Below are 13,909 nucleotides of genomic sequence, written 5' to 3'. Positions count from 1 at the left end.
TCAATCCTTTAACAAACCTTTAAGATCTGGGGTGAGGACCTCCTTGTCCGCCAGGAGTTCCTGCCAAGTGACCGCGTGGCCCTTGTACGCGGCGCTGCGCACCAGGAGGGAGGTGAGGTTGCTGGTGAGGCTGGGTTCCAGCGTGGAGTTGGTGAAGTCGCCCTCCGTGATGGCCTTGTGGAAGGTGGTCATGTTCTCGCTGATGCCGGTGCGGTAGAGTTCCCGGTTCTCGCCACCCCGGTAGAAGGTATCCGCCCCGCCGCGGATGATGACGTTGCCGCCGTACTCGCTGAGGAGGGCTCCCTTGCTGCCGTAGAGGTCGAACTTGATCCCCTCTGGGGCACCCTGGGCATCGAACTGGCGGGAACTAAAGGTGACGCCGACCTGATTGGGGTACTCCAGCAGCCCGCTGAAGGTGTCGTTGGCATCGCCCACATCCACCCGGACCCGGCGGGCGCAGGTGGCCGTGGCCTTGAGCGGACCGGTGTTGCCGAAGGCCCAGGACATCATGTCCAGGGTGTGGATGTTCTGCTCCACCACGATGTCGCCACTCAGGGCCTTGTCGAAGACCCAGTTGTTAAGGCGATCTTCCGGTGTGGTCCCGGTGCCTTTGGGCTTGAGGCGGCCAGCATGGTAGCGGGCCTCGCCGAAGGCAAGGTCGCCGAGCGCTCCGGCTTGCACGCGCTTCATGGCCTCCATGAAGAAGGAGTCGGTGCGGGTCTGGAAGTCGATCAGGAAGACGCGCTTCTTGGCGCGGGCCTGCTCACCGCTGGTGCGCACGCTCTGGATGCCGGGCACATCTACGGCGACGGGTTTGGCAAGATACACATGGAGCCCGGCATCAACGGCGGCCTTGGCCTGGGCAGGGTGGAAATAGGGCGGGCTGATGATGGCGATGGCATCCAGCCCGCCCTTGGCGACCATTTTCTCTGCGCACTCGAGGCCGGAGAAGGCGCGGTCGGCACCGAGTTGATAAGCGCTGCCCAGCTTCTGAGCCTTGTCCGCGAAGTAGTCTGCGGTACCGCCGATCTCAAAGTAGCCGTTCTCGACAAACATCTTGGCGATCAGTCCGCCGCGTCCGCCACAGCCCACCATGCCGACCTTGATGCGGCTGTTCGCCTGCGAGCCAAAGGCGGTGCGTGCGCTGATAGTGGCCGCCAGAGCGGTGGTGGAGGTTTTGAGGAAAGCGCGGCGGGTGGGCGAATTCATGGGGGAAGGGGAAACGTTGGCGATTGATGTCGGATGACTACGAACGTGCGGGAGCGGTTCTTGTCATGGGGCACGGTAGGGCAACCTCATGCGGGATCGGCTGAGCATATAGTGCATGCTCATGGGCGATTCAGTTTTTCCATGAGAGGCAATTGGTCGCTGGACGGGGCGTTGCCACAGGGCATAGTTTATGAGCCTATCCACATCATGAAAGCGACAGGGAAATGTCCGAAATGCGCCAGTGAGTCGATCGTCAAAGATGCTCAGGTCCATGCTCGTGGGTCTGGAAGCTGGAGACAGCCTCTAAAAGTCGAAACCATGGGGAATCCAGACGCGCTGATTTTCAAAGAGGATGTAGAAACAACGGTGTCCGCATGGATTTGTGCTGACTGTGGGTTCACGGAATTCTACACGCATCAGGCATGGCGGTTGCCTCGGTCGTAGGAGGGTGAGGGATGCTTGCTGGATTTTATTGCATCGCGTCACACGCTGAATGAGCATGATTGGAAAAATATCCCCACCCATGGCTCTCTCACTGACCAAAGAACAACGGGCAAAAGTCGTCGATTCCCTCCAGCGATTTGCTGGTGATCACCTGGACCAGGATATGAGTGATCTGCAGGCGGGAGCTTTTCTTGACTACATTCTCAAGGAGATCGCTCCCTTTGCCTACAATCAAGGGGTGGAGGATGCGCAGAAGAGCTTGCTCCGGTTCTCCGAAGATCTCTCGGGTTCCTGCTTTGAGGAGCCTATGACCTATTGGGATGAGCGGGGCGCGACGCGGGTGGTGAGGCGCAAGCCGTGAGGGGTGAGAGAAGATAGGGCGGGCGATGCGATTCCTTCGCTCAACCGTATTGTGAGGGGGCGTCGTACCCGGCTACAAAGCGGTGTCGAGCCACCGGCACTCCAAGACGCTGGCGCGAATTTGTGGATGCGATTGGGGAATGGTAGTGCCTAGAACCTTGGGGGCAAGGTGCTGGTAGATGGGAAGGTTGGTTGACGATTGTCATTGAGTGACATTGCTGAATGGCACGCCCTTGCTTCACGACAGTGTCTTGGAGTGCTGGTGGCTCGACACCGCTTTCTCACCGTCATCGTGCATCTCCAAGCTGGACGTATGAGCGAAGCCCACTTCAACCGCTCGCGCTTCCCCCAGCCTTCATCAAACCTTCACGTGCAATTCATACTTTGTGCATTGCTGGCAAAACACTGTCGACGCATGTTCCTTTCGAAGCAAACCAACGGACCTGCCTATGACTCCAGCCACTGCCATCCGCCGTTTTCGCATCGTTCTTGGCCTTTTCATCGTGGGGTTGATCGTGAGCGGCGTCACTGCTTTTCCGCTGCTCACGGAAATGAAGTTGCTCGTCAACTGGCTGGGGGTGGGGGATGCCGTTTCCCCGGCGGGGCACGACGGCCTCACGTTTTGGATCCTCACGGTGAAGTGCGGACTTGAAGACATGTATGGCCAGTATCCCTGGATCGCCTATGGCACGGACTGGCTGGCGTTTGGGCACATCGTGATCGCCATGTTCTTCATCGGCCCCATGATCAAGCCGGAGGAGGCTCGGTCCGCAATCTGGACGGGCATCGCGGCGTGTTTTCTGGTGATCCCGCTGGCGCTGATCTGCGGCCCGGTGCGGGGTATTCCATTCTATTGGCGGCTGATTGATTGCTCGTTCGGGGTATTCGGTGCGGTGCCGTTGTTCTATTGTTTGAGTTTGCTGAAGCGAATCGATCCCGCGCTTGAGGGGCAAAGGGACGATTAGAGCGCAGACCGCCGTAACTCCTTCGGAGTAGAGTTCGTCATGCATCAACCCGACGTAGACTCGCTCAAGGCTCGCCAACGTCGGGCTTGTAGCCCTATCCTCTTCGAGGAAGAGCTTCGCAGTTCTCAGCCTCAATAGGCTATGCAGGCTCGCCGTGCAGTTTGTCAGACCAATGTTAAATAGTCAGGGCGCGGCTTTCACCGACGGATCACTGCCGCTCTTGCCGCATTCAACCGCCGAACTCTCCTGACCGCCAGGAACGCCAGAGAAACCAGGCAAAGGGCGATCAGGCTGCCTCGAACGAAGCTGGCAGTGGGCAGAGAGATGCCAATGCCGGTGGCGAGGGCCACGTACCCCGCCACACAGGCGGGGCACTTGGGAATGAGGGCCAGGGTGGCCGTCGGCAACAGCCAACTGGCGATCTCGCGTCCGCGTCTCCACTTGGAGGCCGGGGCTTTATCCCGGCTGCAACAAGAGGAGGCTTTCACGCCTGGGATGGGGTTGCGCAACCACAGCCAGTGGCGCGGGTGGATCCGGTGGCGACCTCTGGCCAGTAGGGCTTGTCGGAGTCGGCGAACTCTTGCTGGCTTGCCTCATAGCGGTCATGGTATCGAACCCAGTCCATCGCAAAGGGAAGGTCGTCTTCATCGCGACCTTTTGGCATCATATCGAGGATGCGGTAGGTGCCGAGAAGCTGGTCCAGCCCGCGACCGTAGGTGGAGTAGGTGTGGTAGATGTCGCCGGCGTCATCCTTGTAGAAGACGCTGAGGCCGGGGCCTTCTGCGCTGGGGAACTCCTGCTCGGTGTAGTTGTAGTACACCTTGCCTTTGGCCTGTTCCTCCGGTGTGAAGGAGACATGGAAGTCGGTGTTGAAGTCGCTCTCATAAGCCGACACCCAGTTGAAATGCCAGCCCATGCGTTTTTTGAAGGCTTCGAGCTTGGCGAATGGCGCGTGCGAAATGGCCACCAGGGTGGCATCCCTCGCGGCGAGATGGGGCAGTGCGGCATCATTGTGGTCTGACACGTAGGAGCAGCTCGGGCAGCCTTCCTGCCAGTCGGTGCCAAACATGAAGTGATAGACGGCGAGCTGGTTGCGGCCGACGAAGAGGTCTGCCAGGGTGACCTTGCCGGTGGGGCCGTCAAACACGTAGTTCTTCGTGATCTTCACCCAGGGCAGGTTGCGGCGCTGCTCGCTGAGTTGATCGAGGAGGCGGGTGGACTCCTTTTCTTTCTTCAGCAGTTCCTTACGGGCGGTGACCCATTCGCCCTGGGAGACGATGCGATGTTTGTCCTTCAGATTCTGCGGTCTGGATGCTGTGGCAATGGTGCTCATGGTTTCCTTGGGTTGTGGGCATGGTGGTCCCTTTCCAGAGGGCCTGCCCTTTTCTGGTTATCTTGCTTGGTTCACAGGCACGACGAACGGGCAGTCAGCGCCCGGACAAGCGCACCTGAAATATTTCGGGTATAAGTGGGGCTGCGGTCTGGATTAGGCCTTCTCGAGGAAGTCTGCCAGGCAGTCGATGATCCTGCCCCAGCCACGCGAATGGCTGTCCCGGCTTTCCACACTGGCGAACAGGGTGTGCATGAAGATCATCTCGGTGCGTTCGCCCCGCTTGATGAACTCCACCGTGACCTGGGTGGTCTTGCCTTCCAGTTCACCAAATTCTTCGCCGCTGCCATCTTTCTCCCAGTCCCAGCTGTAAACGAGCTTTTCCGGTGGTTGTACCTCCTGAAAGACACCTGCGGCCGTGAAGTATTCGCCATCTGGGTTCAGCATTTGAATGCGGAATTTACCACCTACACGCACATCCATCTTTGCGGAGGGGATGGTCATGCCGGGTTCGGGCTGCATCCAGTGCTGGATGTGCTCCGGGGAGGTCCACACTTTGAAGGCCAGCTCCTGTGGCGCGTTCAGCACCCGGCGGAGGATGAGGGTGGCGTCATCAGGCTTCTGCAATTCATTGGTCTGCGTCATCATGTTTGGGCTCCTGTTTGTGTAGTTTTTCCAGGTAAGTGGCAAAGCTGTCCAGGTTGGCATCCCAGAACTTCCGGTACTGGTCGAGCCAGGCCTGCGCTTCCTGCATGGGCTTGGGATCCAGCGTCATGGAATGGACCCGCCCGTTGCGCTGACGCTTCACGAGTCCGGCCTTTTCCAGAACGCCCAAGTGCTTCGATACTGCCGCCAGCGACATGGCGTGGGGACGCGCCAGATCGGTGACACAAGTCTCTCCGGCCGAGAGTTGGGCCAACATCTGCCGTCGGGTTGGGTCGGCCAAGGCGCCGAAGGTCCGGTCGAGCAGTTCTGAGCTATATTCAACCATATGGTTATATATTGCTGGAAGCTGTCGAAAGCGCAAGAGTAATATTCAACTATTTGGTTGAGGATATGGGTGCGGGAGATTTTGGGGTAGTCGAGCATTGACGTTTTCGGCGGCTTGGGGGAGCTTTTCCCATGCGCAGGATGCTTTGGACGCTCGCATTGATTGTGGTGGTGGGAGCGGGGCTGGGCGTCTCTGCCTATAGGCACTCCCGCGCCTTTCTGCTCACTGCGTCGGATGACCGGTATCAACTCTGGATGGCAGCCTTGAAAGGGTTCAGCGGAACACCTAGCTACGTGGGGAGCATCGGAGACCAGTCTTACTTCCGGGTGGGGGATCTGTTCGTCTCCTGCTACAAGGCGCCCACCGCGAGGGTAAACTTGCCATCCATTTTCCCGGTGGGCCGCGGTGAGCCTTATCAAGTCAGTGCAGCGATGGTGCCTCCTGAATGAGGCCGGGCTTTCAGCCCTGAGCAGGTTGTTGTTTCTTTAAACCTGAGGCGTTGCCCAGGCTGGTATGAAGCCGGGCCTTTGGCCCTCAGTATCCAGTGGTCTGTTTTACATTTCAATTCTGGTGTCGAAGGCGTCTCTGCAATCTGACCTGGAATCTTGACGGAGGTCGCGACGGCGTGAAAGTGGTGCGCGCTCCTTTTTCACGGCCATGACTTCAACCGTTCGACAATCTCTTGGGCTCGTCTCGCTGGTCGTGCGCGACTACGATGAGGCGTTGGCCTTTTTCGTTGGTAAGCTTGGCTTCGAGCTCATCGAAGACAAGCCGGTGCCGGAGCAGAACAAGCGCTGGGTGGTGATCTCGCCTCCCGGGTCCAAAGGATGCGGCTTGCTGCTGGCCCGCGCTTCAGCCCCGGAGCAGGAGTTGCACATCGGCAATCAAACGGGAGGGCGGGTGTTTCTGTTCCTCTACACGGATGACTTCTGGCGGGACTACGAGCGGTTCCGCGCGCAGGGCATCGAGTTTGTGAGGCCGCCGAAAGAAGAGGTGTATGGCACCGTGGCGGTATTCAAGGATCTGTATGGCAATCTGTGGGATTTGCTGGAGCCGAAAAAGCAGGTTTTGTCCTCGAACCAGAGCGTAGAGGCGGTGCCGAAGTGAAAACCGGTTCGGCAGCTGCGCGAGGACCTACAATGGATTTTCCGAAGCGGACGTCTCTGGCATCCCTTCAGGATGCGATTCCCTACCGCCAACCGGGGGTGTCAGTCGCTATGTTTCCTCGACCCCCGGCTACCCTCTGTGATGACTTCGGCATCTCTGGCATCTGCCGAGTTGTTGTGGGCAGGCCTCATTAACGGGCAGGCGCCGTGCGGCTCAGCCAGTCGGCAAAGGAGGTGACGCCGAGATGCGGGTTTTCTCCAGGGGTGAGGCTCTGGTCATTCACGGGCGTGCCGAAGTAGCCCGCGGCTTCGTCGGCCACGACCTTGCGAGGATCCTGATGGGCAGTGAGGAAGATCTGAACGATCTCATGGATGGGTTTTGCCTCCGGGCCGGCGACTTCCACGGTGCCGTTCAGGGGCTGGGCGAGGGCCGCCTCGGCCACTGCTTCTGCCACATCGCCGGAGAAGATGGGCTGCATGAGAGCCGGGGAGAGACGCACGGTGTCGCCGCTGGTGGCCGACTGGGCGATGCTGCCGACGAACTCAAAAAACTGGGTGGCGCGGACGATGGTGTAGGGGATGGGGGAGGTCTTGATAAAATTCTCCTGCACCATCTTGGCGCGGAAGTACCCGCTGGCGAGGAGACGTTCTGTGCCCACCACAGAGAGAGCGACGTGATGCTGCACGCCTGCGGCGACCTCGGCGGCGACGAGATTGCGATTGGAGTTTTCAAAGAACTCCATCACGGCCTTGTCTTCAAAGGAAGGGGAGTTGGACACGTCCACCACGACGTTGGCGCCGGTGAGAGCTTCCTGGAGGCCTTCGCCCGTCACGGCGTTGATGCCGAGGGAGGGCGAGGCGGGAGTGACTTCGTGACCCTGAAGGCGGAGGAGGTTCACCACCTTGGTGCCGATCAACCCGGTGCCGCCGATGACGACGATCTTGAGTTTGCCGTTGGTGGTGGAGTTGCTGCTGGATGTTTGGTTTTTCATATGGCACCAGCATGCCATGAGGCTTGGAAATCGGTAGCCACAGCGTGTCTCTATCAGCTATACAGATTCTGTATGACCGCCTTTGAAGACCTCTCCCTGCTGCGTGCTTTCATCAGCATCGTAGAATGCGGCAGCATCTCTGCAGGGGCGCGGCGGTTGCGCATCACCCAACCTTCCCTGAGCCGGCACCTCAAGACGTTGGAGGAGCGTTGTGGCATGGCCCTGCTGCGTCGTGATACGCACCAGATGAGTTTGACTGAGGCGGGACATCGGGTGCTCGCAGATGCCCATGCTTTGCTGACGCAGGTGGAGGCGGCCGACAAGCGATTGCGGGAAAGTCACACCACGCTGTCTGGGCACTTGAGGCTCTTTGCGACGATCGACTTCGGCCAGTTCGGAGCGACCCGGATGATCAGTCAGTTTCTCCTGGCTCATCCCAAGGTGAGTGCCTCCCTGGCGCTGACGAATCGGCCCCTGCACATGATCCAGGAGGGGGCGGATGTGGGCGTGCTTCCTGGCAAGGTCACGGATGAAAGCGTGATTGCCCGTCGGGTCGGGGCTTTCTCGCTGATTTTGGCCGCCTCTCCTGCCCTCGTAAAACGTCTGCCGCCGGCAAAGAAGCCGGAGGATCTGATGCCCTGGCCCTGGATCGCGCTGGCGGGGGCTCAGTTCTGGAACGCACGGGAGCTGGCGTTGCTGGGCCGATCAGGCAAGGAGCACACCTTGCGCCTCTCCCCGGTTTTCACCTCAGAGGGGGTGACAAGCTGTCGGGAGGCTGCGCTTGCTGGAGTGGGAGTGACGGTGCTGCCACGATGGATGATCGAGGGGGACCTGCGGGAGGGCAGTCTCGTGCAAGTGCTCCCTGACTGGAAACCCGAAGACCTCCCTGTGCATGTGATTTACGCCGGGCATCGGTTGCTGCCGGTTCGGGTGAGCGCATTTATTGATTTTGCGGTCAAGTATTTTTCCAGTGGAGGCGTTGGAGTCATTGGGTGACGGGTTCTAGGAGGTAATTTGGACCGATGTCAGGAAAGTAGCTGCGTTCGTGAGAACGTGGAAGGGGTGGGGGGACGTTGGTGGAACAAGTCCCGCTGAAGGTGTTGGGGGCGAAACCCGCATTCTCACGGATACAGCTACAAGCTTGTGGGAGGTTGCCATTCTTGGCGAAACGTAATTTGCGCCGAGGGCACTGTAAGCTTGCCCTGCCGTGATTCACCCGCTTCAATGGCGCACCTATGAGTTCTGAAGTCGAATACATCACCGTAGCAACTCGTGTCGAAGCGCCTGTGGCGAAAGTTTGGGAATGCTGGACGAATCCAGATCACATCGTCCAGTGGAATGCTGCCTCAGACGATTGGTGCTGCCCCCGGGCCTCGAACGATGTTCGCGTGGGCGGGGAGCTGAACAGCCGCATGGAAGCCCGCGACGGCAGCATGGGGTTTGATTTCTCCGCCATCTATACCGAGGTGGAGCCCCATGCCCTGCTGGCCTTCCGTATGGGAGAGGAGGAAGAAGCGCGCGGCGTGCGGGTGGAGTTCAAGGAGGACGGCGACGGCACGGTGGTGACCGAGACCTTCAAACCCGAGAACACTTTCCCGATCGAGATGCAGCGCGCTGGATGGCAGAGCATCCTGGACCGCTTCAAGGCGCACGCCGAGAGCAGCAAGTAAGTTCGTCGCTTCTGCTGTGCTCAGGACAAAAAGCTGATGGAGCCGGAGAGCCAGGCCATGAAACCATGTGACGTCGGCTCCATCACCACGTCGCTGCTGGGTGCATGGTGCTATCCCGATGGTGGGGATGATGCCAGGCTCTCTTACATGTGGTTCGGAGATCACGGGCAGGCTTTCGAGGCGATTTACAATGCCCACCGTCCTGCGCTGCCCCTCTTCGCCTTTCTACTTTTTGAAGTAGAGTCCCCAACTGAATTTCGCATCCGCACAAGAATAGGCTCTGAAGGCTTGGTGATCAGCTTTCGGTGGGAAGGGGATGAGTTGTGGTTTGCCAATCGTGGCAAGACGTTCCACTGTCGCCGGGTGGCAGATGACGAGGTGCCGGAGTGGTTTCCTCAGTTAGCCGAAAAGTGGAAGATGCGTGAATGAGGTTCCAATGTCTGATCCGACGGCCTACGCCTATTTTGGATTTAAAGGGGACTTCGATCCGTTGGAAGCCTCACGAGCTATTCCAATTCAGCCTGATGAGTGCATCGCGAAGCACTCTCAAAATCCGGAGCACGAAGTGCCCCGGATTTCCATTTTGCGCTATGCTGAGGTCTCCACTTACGACCCTCTGATTGACGCCTACATGCTTGCCGAGAAAGTGGTGGAGAAGTTGGAGCCGCACCAGGAAGCGCTTCGAGGAATGATTGTCGCCCACGGTGGCGACGCCGTGCTTGAGGTGGTACGGTACCTTCCTGAGTCAGAGGACGTTTCTCTTCCCATTTTGGGGTTTTCCCAGCGGGTGATTCGCTTTCTGGCGGCAACCGGGGCTTCTATCGATGTCGATTGCTATCGAGGTGGAGAAGCCCCATCTATTGCGGGTTGACTCAAGAAGCTGGCGCTTCGAGGCATGTCCTGTGAAGTAGGCTCATGCGAGGTGTGGCCAGCGGAATGACGGCAGGCTAAAGCCTACCGCTACACTTGGTGGCTCGACGTACTTGGAGTGCTTGGCGATTGAGGTGCCAGCGAAGCGCGAAGCAAAGTAGTCACAGGCTTCAGCCTGTTCAGTCGAGCGTCCAGCGCTTGGAAAATAGGAAGGGCATTTTGTGATTTCCAATCCTGATCCTCTATTGTGAGATTGGAAAAACCTATTTTGCGGTATGCCTTCAACCTCCAGCAAACTCAAAGCGCTCCAGAAAAAATCTGTGGAAAAGGGCCAATGGCAGGTGGTTGCGGCCATTTCCGCGCTGATGGCGGATGAGTCCTCGTTGGATGCTCGCATCAACCTCGTCGGTGCGATGCACGAGGTGGGGCTGCTCTCCAACAGCCTGGAGCCGTGGTGGAAGGAATGGCGTTCTGACGACCAGATCACCGCGGAGTGGGCCGGACGTTGCCTGGACCGTCTCAAGTCCGTGGACACAGACTACTGGGCGCTGACGGGGTTGCTGGGCCTCCCGCTGGAAGCGGCAACTGGCGCCCTGGCTGCCAGGAACTATCATCTGCTGGCGATCCGGTTTGCCACGACCTACAAGGACGGTCGGTGGTTGATCGCGACGTTCTGCTTACAGCGTCCCTCACCCATGTCCAAGGTGGCTTCCCCCATCATCGAGGTCGGCTGGAGTGAAGGCGTGGTGACGGAGGCCTCCCGGTGGCGTGCAGTGATTCTCTCTGAGCAGAGCGAAGTGGCTGGAAACCTCTTTGGAAAGGGCAGTGGCACCTACTATCTGCGAGCCAAGCTGCCTTACGGTTGCTGGCGCATTGCCGAGGATGTCTTTGAGCTGCGCGAAGACTGGATGGTGCCGAAGGCAGAAACGCCACTAGCGGACTATCCGTTTTTTAACGATCACTTTTCCTCAAGATAAAACGCATGCAGCCCAAGGCGCTTGGCCAGGGGTGTTCCCTCCTTGGGGCCTAGTGCAAGCAGGGCGGTGGACCAGGAGTCGGCCTGAAAACAGGTGTCTGCGACCACGGAGACGGATACGGCGCGATGCGTGACCGGGCGACCGGTGCGGCCATCCAGCACATGCGCATAACGGTGCCCGCCTGTTTCATAGTACTGGCGGTAGGTGCCTGAGGTGGACAGGGCTTGATTCACCAAAGGCATGCGGACCATGGCCTCGCCTTTCACCGCGTCAGGTTGCTGTATGCCCACTTGCCAAGGCGAGCCATCGGCTTTGTTCCCCCGGGCGACCAACTCGCCACCGACATCGAGGAGAAAGTCGTGACATCCGGCAGCCTCCAGCTTGCGCACGATGTCGTCTGCGGCGTAGCCCTCCACCAGGGCGGAGACATTGATCTGTAGGTCAGGGTGCGTTTTCCGAAGCTGGGGAGGATCGAGTTTTACCTCCAACCGTTGCCAGCCACACTGGCTCTGGGCCTGGATGATGGCGGCTTCATCTGGCGGCGTGTCTCGACGGCCTTTGGCTCCAAAGCCCCAGAGATCAATGAGCGGGCTCAGAGTGATGTCGAAGGCTCCACCGGTCTCCTGGCTGAGTTTCTGGGCCTGCGTCACCACCTCGGCGAGTTCTTTAGGCACGGTCTGCCATTCAGTGCTGGTGGACTGATTGAACTTGGAGACAGGAGAGTCAGGCTTCCAGTTGGTGAAGAGGGATTCCAGTTCATCGAGTCTACCTTGAATGAAGCTGGTGGGCGTGGCCGACGATGCCTGACTTGGCGCGTTAACCAGTTGGATGCTCCAGGTGGTGCCCATGGTACGACCTTCTGCATGGACTACCTGCGGGCCGCGGTCACGACAGGCAGTCAGTGACAACACAAAGGCCAGGAGGATGAGGCAAGGCTTGGTGGTCATGGGCAGATGGATTTATTCTCACACAAGGGCACGAAGGCACAAAGTTTTGAAATGCCTCACTGCTCCAGTCGGCAACGCTACGGAGTCATTTCTTTGTGCCTTCGTGCCTTTGTGTGAGGATTACTGAACGAACGGCAGGATGTGCGCTCGTTGCCAGAGGAGTACTGCAGCGAGGGCTACGAGAACCAAGGCAGCAATGTCGCGCTTGCCGAAGCCATCGCCATGACCGGCGTAGCGGAGGAACTTGAACAGGGCGCCGGTGGGGCAGCCGTATTTGCAATAGGCCATGGGGATGAAGAGGGAGGCGACGAGACCGACAATGGCGACGGTGAGCGTGCCCCAGCCGGCCACGCGGATGAGCCAGGCGTCAAAGGGCTCCAGGGCGTTCAGGTTCACATTGAGCCCCAGCATGGAGATGATCACCACGGCCACCAGGAGCGTCCAGGGGATGCGCTCCAGCCAGCGTGCCAATTTGGGCGGGATGTGAAAGCGCACCTTGGTGCCGAGGCGGTTGGCCAGCACCATCTGGAGCGTGCCATGAGGGCAGTAGTGATGGCAGTAAAACTGACGGCGGAAGAAGACGGGGATGGAGAGCGCCAGCGCGGCCAGCAGCACCAGCATGGGGGCCGTCTGCCAAGGCACGCCGTGACGGGCCCAGCCCACGAGCAGTCCCTGCGAAAGCATGGCCCCGCTGAAGGCACCCGCGTAGCCGATGAGCACGGCATGATGCAGCCAGCGCAGCCACTTCTTCCCACGCCAGGGGGAGAAAGTGAGGATCGCGGAAAGCACCAACACCGCCAGCAGCCCCCAGTCGGCTGCTTTCATGGAGATGCTGGAGAACGCATCGGTGGCCTGAGGGCGCGGGACGCTCAGCACAGCGGCGCGCTTCTTGAGTCCTTCAGCTACGGACCAGCTGGTCTCGGTGGCGCCTGACACCCCTTCGATGTGGGACTGGGCGAAGTCGATCTTGCCCAGCTCGTCCAGCGTCTTGCCATTGAAGAGATTTAGGAAATAGCTGTCGTCCGTGACATAGCCCACATAGTCCTTGGTGTCGAAGCTCTTCCGCAGGCGGATGCCGGTGACTTTCTCCCCGGCGGCGTCCAGCATGACGAGGGTGTCAGTGGGGCCCTTGTAGCCGATGATCGTATCCGCAGAAGGGGAGGTGCGCGTGACGTGGGCGATGCGGGTGCCTTTCTCATCCAGCACTTCCAGGATGCCGGCGCGATCCGCCAGGGGACGGAGGGATGCAGCACCCTCAACGAGCGGCTTCACCTCCTCCAAAGTAATTTCCTGGGGGAATCGCAGGGACTTGCCCTCCTGGCCCAGGCGTCGGCGCACGCCATCCGCGATCGCGGTGCTGGTGAGGGTGGCCCCGCTCACGGCGTCCACCTTGAGCTGTGCGTCGTGATCGCCTAGCTTCAGCCCTTTGAATGCCTCAAAGAATGGGCGATGGCGAATGATCTCCGCCAGATGGTCCGGGGTGTCATCGCTGTGGAGGATGCGCAGGCCGATGACCTTCTTTTGAGCATCGCAGACAATGAGGGAGTTGGTGGGGCCGGCGTAGCCAAGGATCTTGTCAGAAATCGGGGCCGTCTGGGTGACCAGGCCCAAGACGCTGCCGGACTCGCTGAGCACCTGCTGTACGCCGGTCTCGGGATCGCGGGGGCCCATGGAGACGGCATCAGGGAAGAAGTCCTTCACCTTTGAGACCGGGATCGTGGCCTCCCGCTGCGCCTTCATCCACTGGTGCTGGTTGTGCAGCAGCCAGACGATGATGGCCAGCACCCCTACACGGTAAAGACGGATCAAAATCGGGGTGACGCGGGAGGTGGACATGGGCGATTTGAGCGGAAATCTAAAAACGCAGACTGGTGGAGGATTTGGACGGGAAAAGGATCTGGGGAAGCAGAGATGCGGAGGTGATGCCGGTGACAGGTTGAGTCCGGTAAATGTCCGGATTGGACATGTGGTGATGCCGGTGGCGTATCTTATTCTCACTCGACGGCATAAAGGCTCGAGGAAGTAGCGAGGAGGAGCGCGTTGCTTGG

Annotated in this window: 17 protein-coding genes; 9 read left to right on the top strand and 8 right to left on the bottom strand. The window is 59.4% G+C overall.

Translation table 11 applies throughout. The features are described from left to right. Positions 1–1,209 carry a Gfo/Idh/MocA family oxidoreductase gene (locus BV034_RS25390; protein ID WP_050029762.1) on the bottom strand — a complete coding sequence of 403 codons (1,209 nt, stop codon included), beginning with the start codon at positions 1,207–1,209 and terminating at the stop codon, positions 1–3. A gap of 523 nt (positions 1,210–1,732) precedes the next feature. Between BV034_RS25390 and BV034_RS25385 the strand changes: the two genes are divergently transcribed. Both BV034_RS25385 and BV034_RS25380 read left to right on the top strand, forming a co-directional pair. Then, the gene (locus tag BV034_RS25385) at positions 1,733–2,014 is read left to right on the top strand and encodes a DUF2164 domain-containing protein (protein ID WP_063768901.1); all 282 of its coding nucleotides are present in this window, start codon (positions 1,733–1,735) and stop codon (positions 2,012–2,014) included. Positions 2,015–2,462: 448 nt separating this feature from the next. Further along, a complete protein-coding gene (locus BV034_RS25380) occupies positions 2,463–2,978 on the top strand; it encodes a hypothetical protein (protein WP_050029760.1) in 516 nt (171 codons plus the stop codon). 197 nt (positions 2,979–3,175) lie between these two features. Here BV034_RS25380 and BV034_RS35185 read toward each other — a convergent pair whose 3' ends face one another. The 4 genes from BV034_RS35185 to BV034_RS25365 form a co-directional block, all read right to left on the bottom strand. Next, on the bottom strand, positions 3,176–3,466 hold the full coding sequence (locus BV034_RS35185) for a hypothetical protein (RefSeq protein ID WP_081888106.1): 291 nt from the start codon (positions 3,464–3,466) through the stop codon (positions 3,176–3,178). Continuing rightward, positions 3,463–4,311 carry a thioredoxin family protein gene (locus BV034_RS25375; protein ID WP_050029759.1) on the bottom strand — a complete coding sequence of 283 codons (849 nt, stop codon included), beginning with the start codon at positions 4,309–4,311 and terminating at the stop codon, positions 3,463–3,465. Before BV034_RS25375 ends, BV034_RS35185 begins: the two co-directional genes overlap by 4 nt. Positions 4,312–4,464: 153 nt before the next feature. Further along, positions 4,465–4,956 (bottom strand): SRPBCC domain-containing protein, encoded by a 492-nt coding sequence (locus tag BV034_RS25370; protein ID WP_050029758.1) that lies wholly within the window; start codon positions 4,954–4,956, stop codon positions 4,465–4,467. Further along, positions 4,937–5,299, bottom strand: a complete 363-nt coding sequence (locus BV034_RS25365; protein WP_050029757.1) for a metalloregulator ArsR/SmtB family transcription factor — start codon at positions 5,297–5,299, stop codon at positions 4,937–4,939. Before BV034_RS25365 ends, BV034_RS25370 begins: the two co-directional genes overlap by 20 nt. 131 nt (positions 5,300–5,430) lie before the next feature. Between BV034_RS25365 and BV034_RS25360 the strand changes: the two genes are divergently transcribed. Beyond that, on the top strand, positions 5,431–5,748 hold the full coding sequence (locus BV034_RS25360) for a hypothetical protein (protein ID WP_265593463.1): 318 nt from the start codon (positions 5,431–5,433) through the stop codon (positions 5,746–5,748). 208 nt (positions 5,749–5,956) lie between these two features. Then, a complete protein-coding gene (locus tag BV034_RS25355; protein WP_050029755.1) occupies positions 5,957–6,406 on the top strand; it encodes a VOC family protein in 450 nt (149 codons plus the stop codon). Positions 6,407–6,596: 190 nt separating this feature from the next. Here BV034_RS25355 and BV034_RS25350 read toward each other — a convergent pair whose 3' ends face one another. Then, on the bottom strand, positions 6,597–7,397 hold the full coding sequence (locus tag BV034_RS25350; RefSeq protein ID WP_050029754.1) for an NmrA family NAD(P)-binding protein: 801 nt from the start codon (positions 7,395–7,397) through the stop codon (positions 6,597–6,599). Between the two features lie 72 nt (positions 7,398–7,469). Here BV034_RS25350 and BV034_RS25345 point away from each other — a divergent pair, with 72 nt between their 5' ends. The 5 genes from BV034_RS25345 to BV034_RS25325 all read left to right on the top strand — a co-directional run bounded on the left by BV034_RS25345 (position 7,470) and on the right by BV034_RS25325 (position 10,914). After that, positions 7,470–8,393 carry a LysR family transcriptional regulator gene (locus BV034_RS25345; protein WP_050029753.1) on the top strand — a complete coding sequence of 308 codons (924 nt, stop codon included), beginning with the start codon at positions 7,470–7,472 and terminating at the stop codon, positions 8,391–8,393. Positions 8,394–8,632: 239 nt separating this feature from the next. After that, on the top strand, positions 8,633–9,067 hold the full coding sequence (locus tag BV034_RS25340) for an SRPBCC family protein (protein ID WP_050029752.1): 435 nt from the start codon (positions 8,633–8,635) through the stop codon (positions 9,065–9,067). Between the two features lie 57 nt (positions 9,068–9,124). Then, positions 9,125–9,496 (top strand): hypothetical protein, encoded by a 372-nt coding sequence (locus BV034_RS25335; RefSeq protein ID WP_265593462.1) that lies wholly within the window; start codon positions 9,125–9,127, stop codon positions 9,494–9,496. Positions 9,497–9,503: 7 nt separating this feature from the next. After that, positions 9,504–9,938 carry a DUF4279 domain-containing protein gene (locus BV034_RS25330; RefSeq protein WP_050029751.1) on the top strand — a complete coding sequence of 145 codons (435 nt, stop codon included), beginning with the start codon at positions 9,504–9,506 and terminating at the stop codon, positions 9,936–9,938. A 274-nt stretch (positions 9,939–10,212) separates the two neighbouring features. Next, complete coding sequence (locus BV034_RS25325; protein ID WP_050029750.1) at positions 10,213–10,914, top strand: hypothetical protein; 702 nt, start codon at positions 10,213–10,215, stop codon at positions 10,912–10,914. On the opposite strand, the gene BV034_RS25320 is transcribed toward BV034_RS25325, so the two are convergent. Beyond that, positions 10,896–11,861, bottom strand: a complete 966-nt coding sequence (locus tag BV034_RS25320) for an FAD:protein FMN transferase (RefSeq protein ID WP_063768898.1) — start codon at positions 11,859–11,861, stop codon at positions 10,896–10,898. The two genes, BV034_RS25325 and BV034_RS25320, sit on opposite strands and share 19 nt — an antisense overlap. Positions 11,862–11,981: 120 nt before the next feature. Next, the gene (locus BV034_RS25315) at positions 11,982–13,697 is read right to left on the bottom strand and encodes an FMN-binding protein (RefSeq protein ID WP_050029749.1); all 1,716 of its coding nucleotides are present in this window, start codon (positions 13,695–13,697) and stop codon (positions 11,982–11,984) included. Positions 13,698–13,909: the final 212 nt, after the last annotated feature.

Source organism: Verrucomicrobium sp. BvORR034 (assembly GCF_000739635.1).
Lineage (GTDB): Bacteria > Verrucomicrobiota > Verrucomicrobiia > Verrucomicrobiales > Verrucomicrobiaceae > Verrucomicrobium.
Note: the sequence above shows the minus strand (reverse complement) of the source record. Positions and strands in the feature narration are given on the sequence as shown.

Coding starts and splice junctions, on each gene's coding strand:
- BV034_RS25340 (WP_050029752.1), top strand. CDS start 8,633: ATGAGTTCTGAAGTCGAATACATCACCGTAGCAACTCGTGTCGAAGCG.
- BV034_RS25330 (WP_050029751.1), top strand. CDS start 9,504: ATGTCTGATCCGACGGCCTACGCCTATTTTGGATTTAAAGGGGACTTC.
- BV034_RS25370 (WP_050029758.1), bottom strand. CDS start 4,956: ATGATGACGCAGACCAATGAATTGCAGAAGCCTGATGACGCCACCCTC.
- BV034_RS25325 (WP_050029750.1), top strand. CDS start 10,213: ATGCCTTCAACCTCCAGCAAACTCAAAGCGCTCCAGAAAAAATCTGTG.
- BV034_RS25335 (WP_265593462.1), top strand. CDS start 9,125: ATGAAACCATGTGACGTCGGCTCCATCACCACGTCGCTGCTGGGTGCA.
- BV034_RS25360 (WP_265593463.1), top strand. CDS start 5,431: ATGCGCAGGATGCTTTGGACGCTCGCATTGATTGTGGTGGTGGGAGCG.
- BV034_RS25365 (WP_050029757.1), bottom strand. CDS start 5,299: ATGGTTGAATATAGCTCAGAACTGCTCGACCGGACCTTCGGCGCCTTG.
- BV034_RS25315 (WP_050029749.1), bottom strand. CDS start 13,697: ATGTCCACCTCCCGCGTCACCCCGATTTTGATCCGTCTTTACCGTGTA.
- BV034_RS25380 (WP_050029760.1), top strand. CDS start 2,463: ATGACTCCAGCCACTGCCATCCGCCGTTTTCGCATCGTTCTTGGCCTT.
- BV034_RS25390 (WP_050029762.1), bottom strand. CDS start 1,209: ATGAATTCGCCCACCCGCCGCGCTTTCCTCAAAACCTCCACCACCGCT.
- BV034_RS25345 (WP_050029753.1), top strand. CDS start 7,470: ATGACCGCCTTTGAAGACCTCTCCCTGCTGCGTGCTTTCATCAGCATC.
- BV034_RS25320 (WP_063768898.1), bottom strand. CDS start 11,861: ATGACCACCAAGCCTTGCCTCATCCTCCTGGCCTTTGTGTTGTCACTG.
- BV034_RS25355 (WP_050029755.1), top strand. CDS start 5,957: ATGACTTCAACCGTTCGACAATCTCTTGGGCTCGTCTCGCTGGTCGTG.
- BV034_RS25350 (WP_050029754.1), bottom strand. CDS start 7,397: ATGAAAAACCAAACATCCAGCAGCAACTCCACCACCAACGGCAAACTC.
- BV034_RS25385 (WP_063768901.1), top strand. CDS start 1,733: ATGGCTCTCTCACTGACCAAAGAACAACGGGCAAAAGTCGTCGATTCC.
- BV034_RS25375 (WP_050029759.1), bottom strand. CDS start 4,311: ATGAGCACCATTGCCACAGCATCCAGACCGCAGAATCTGAAGGACAAA.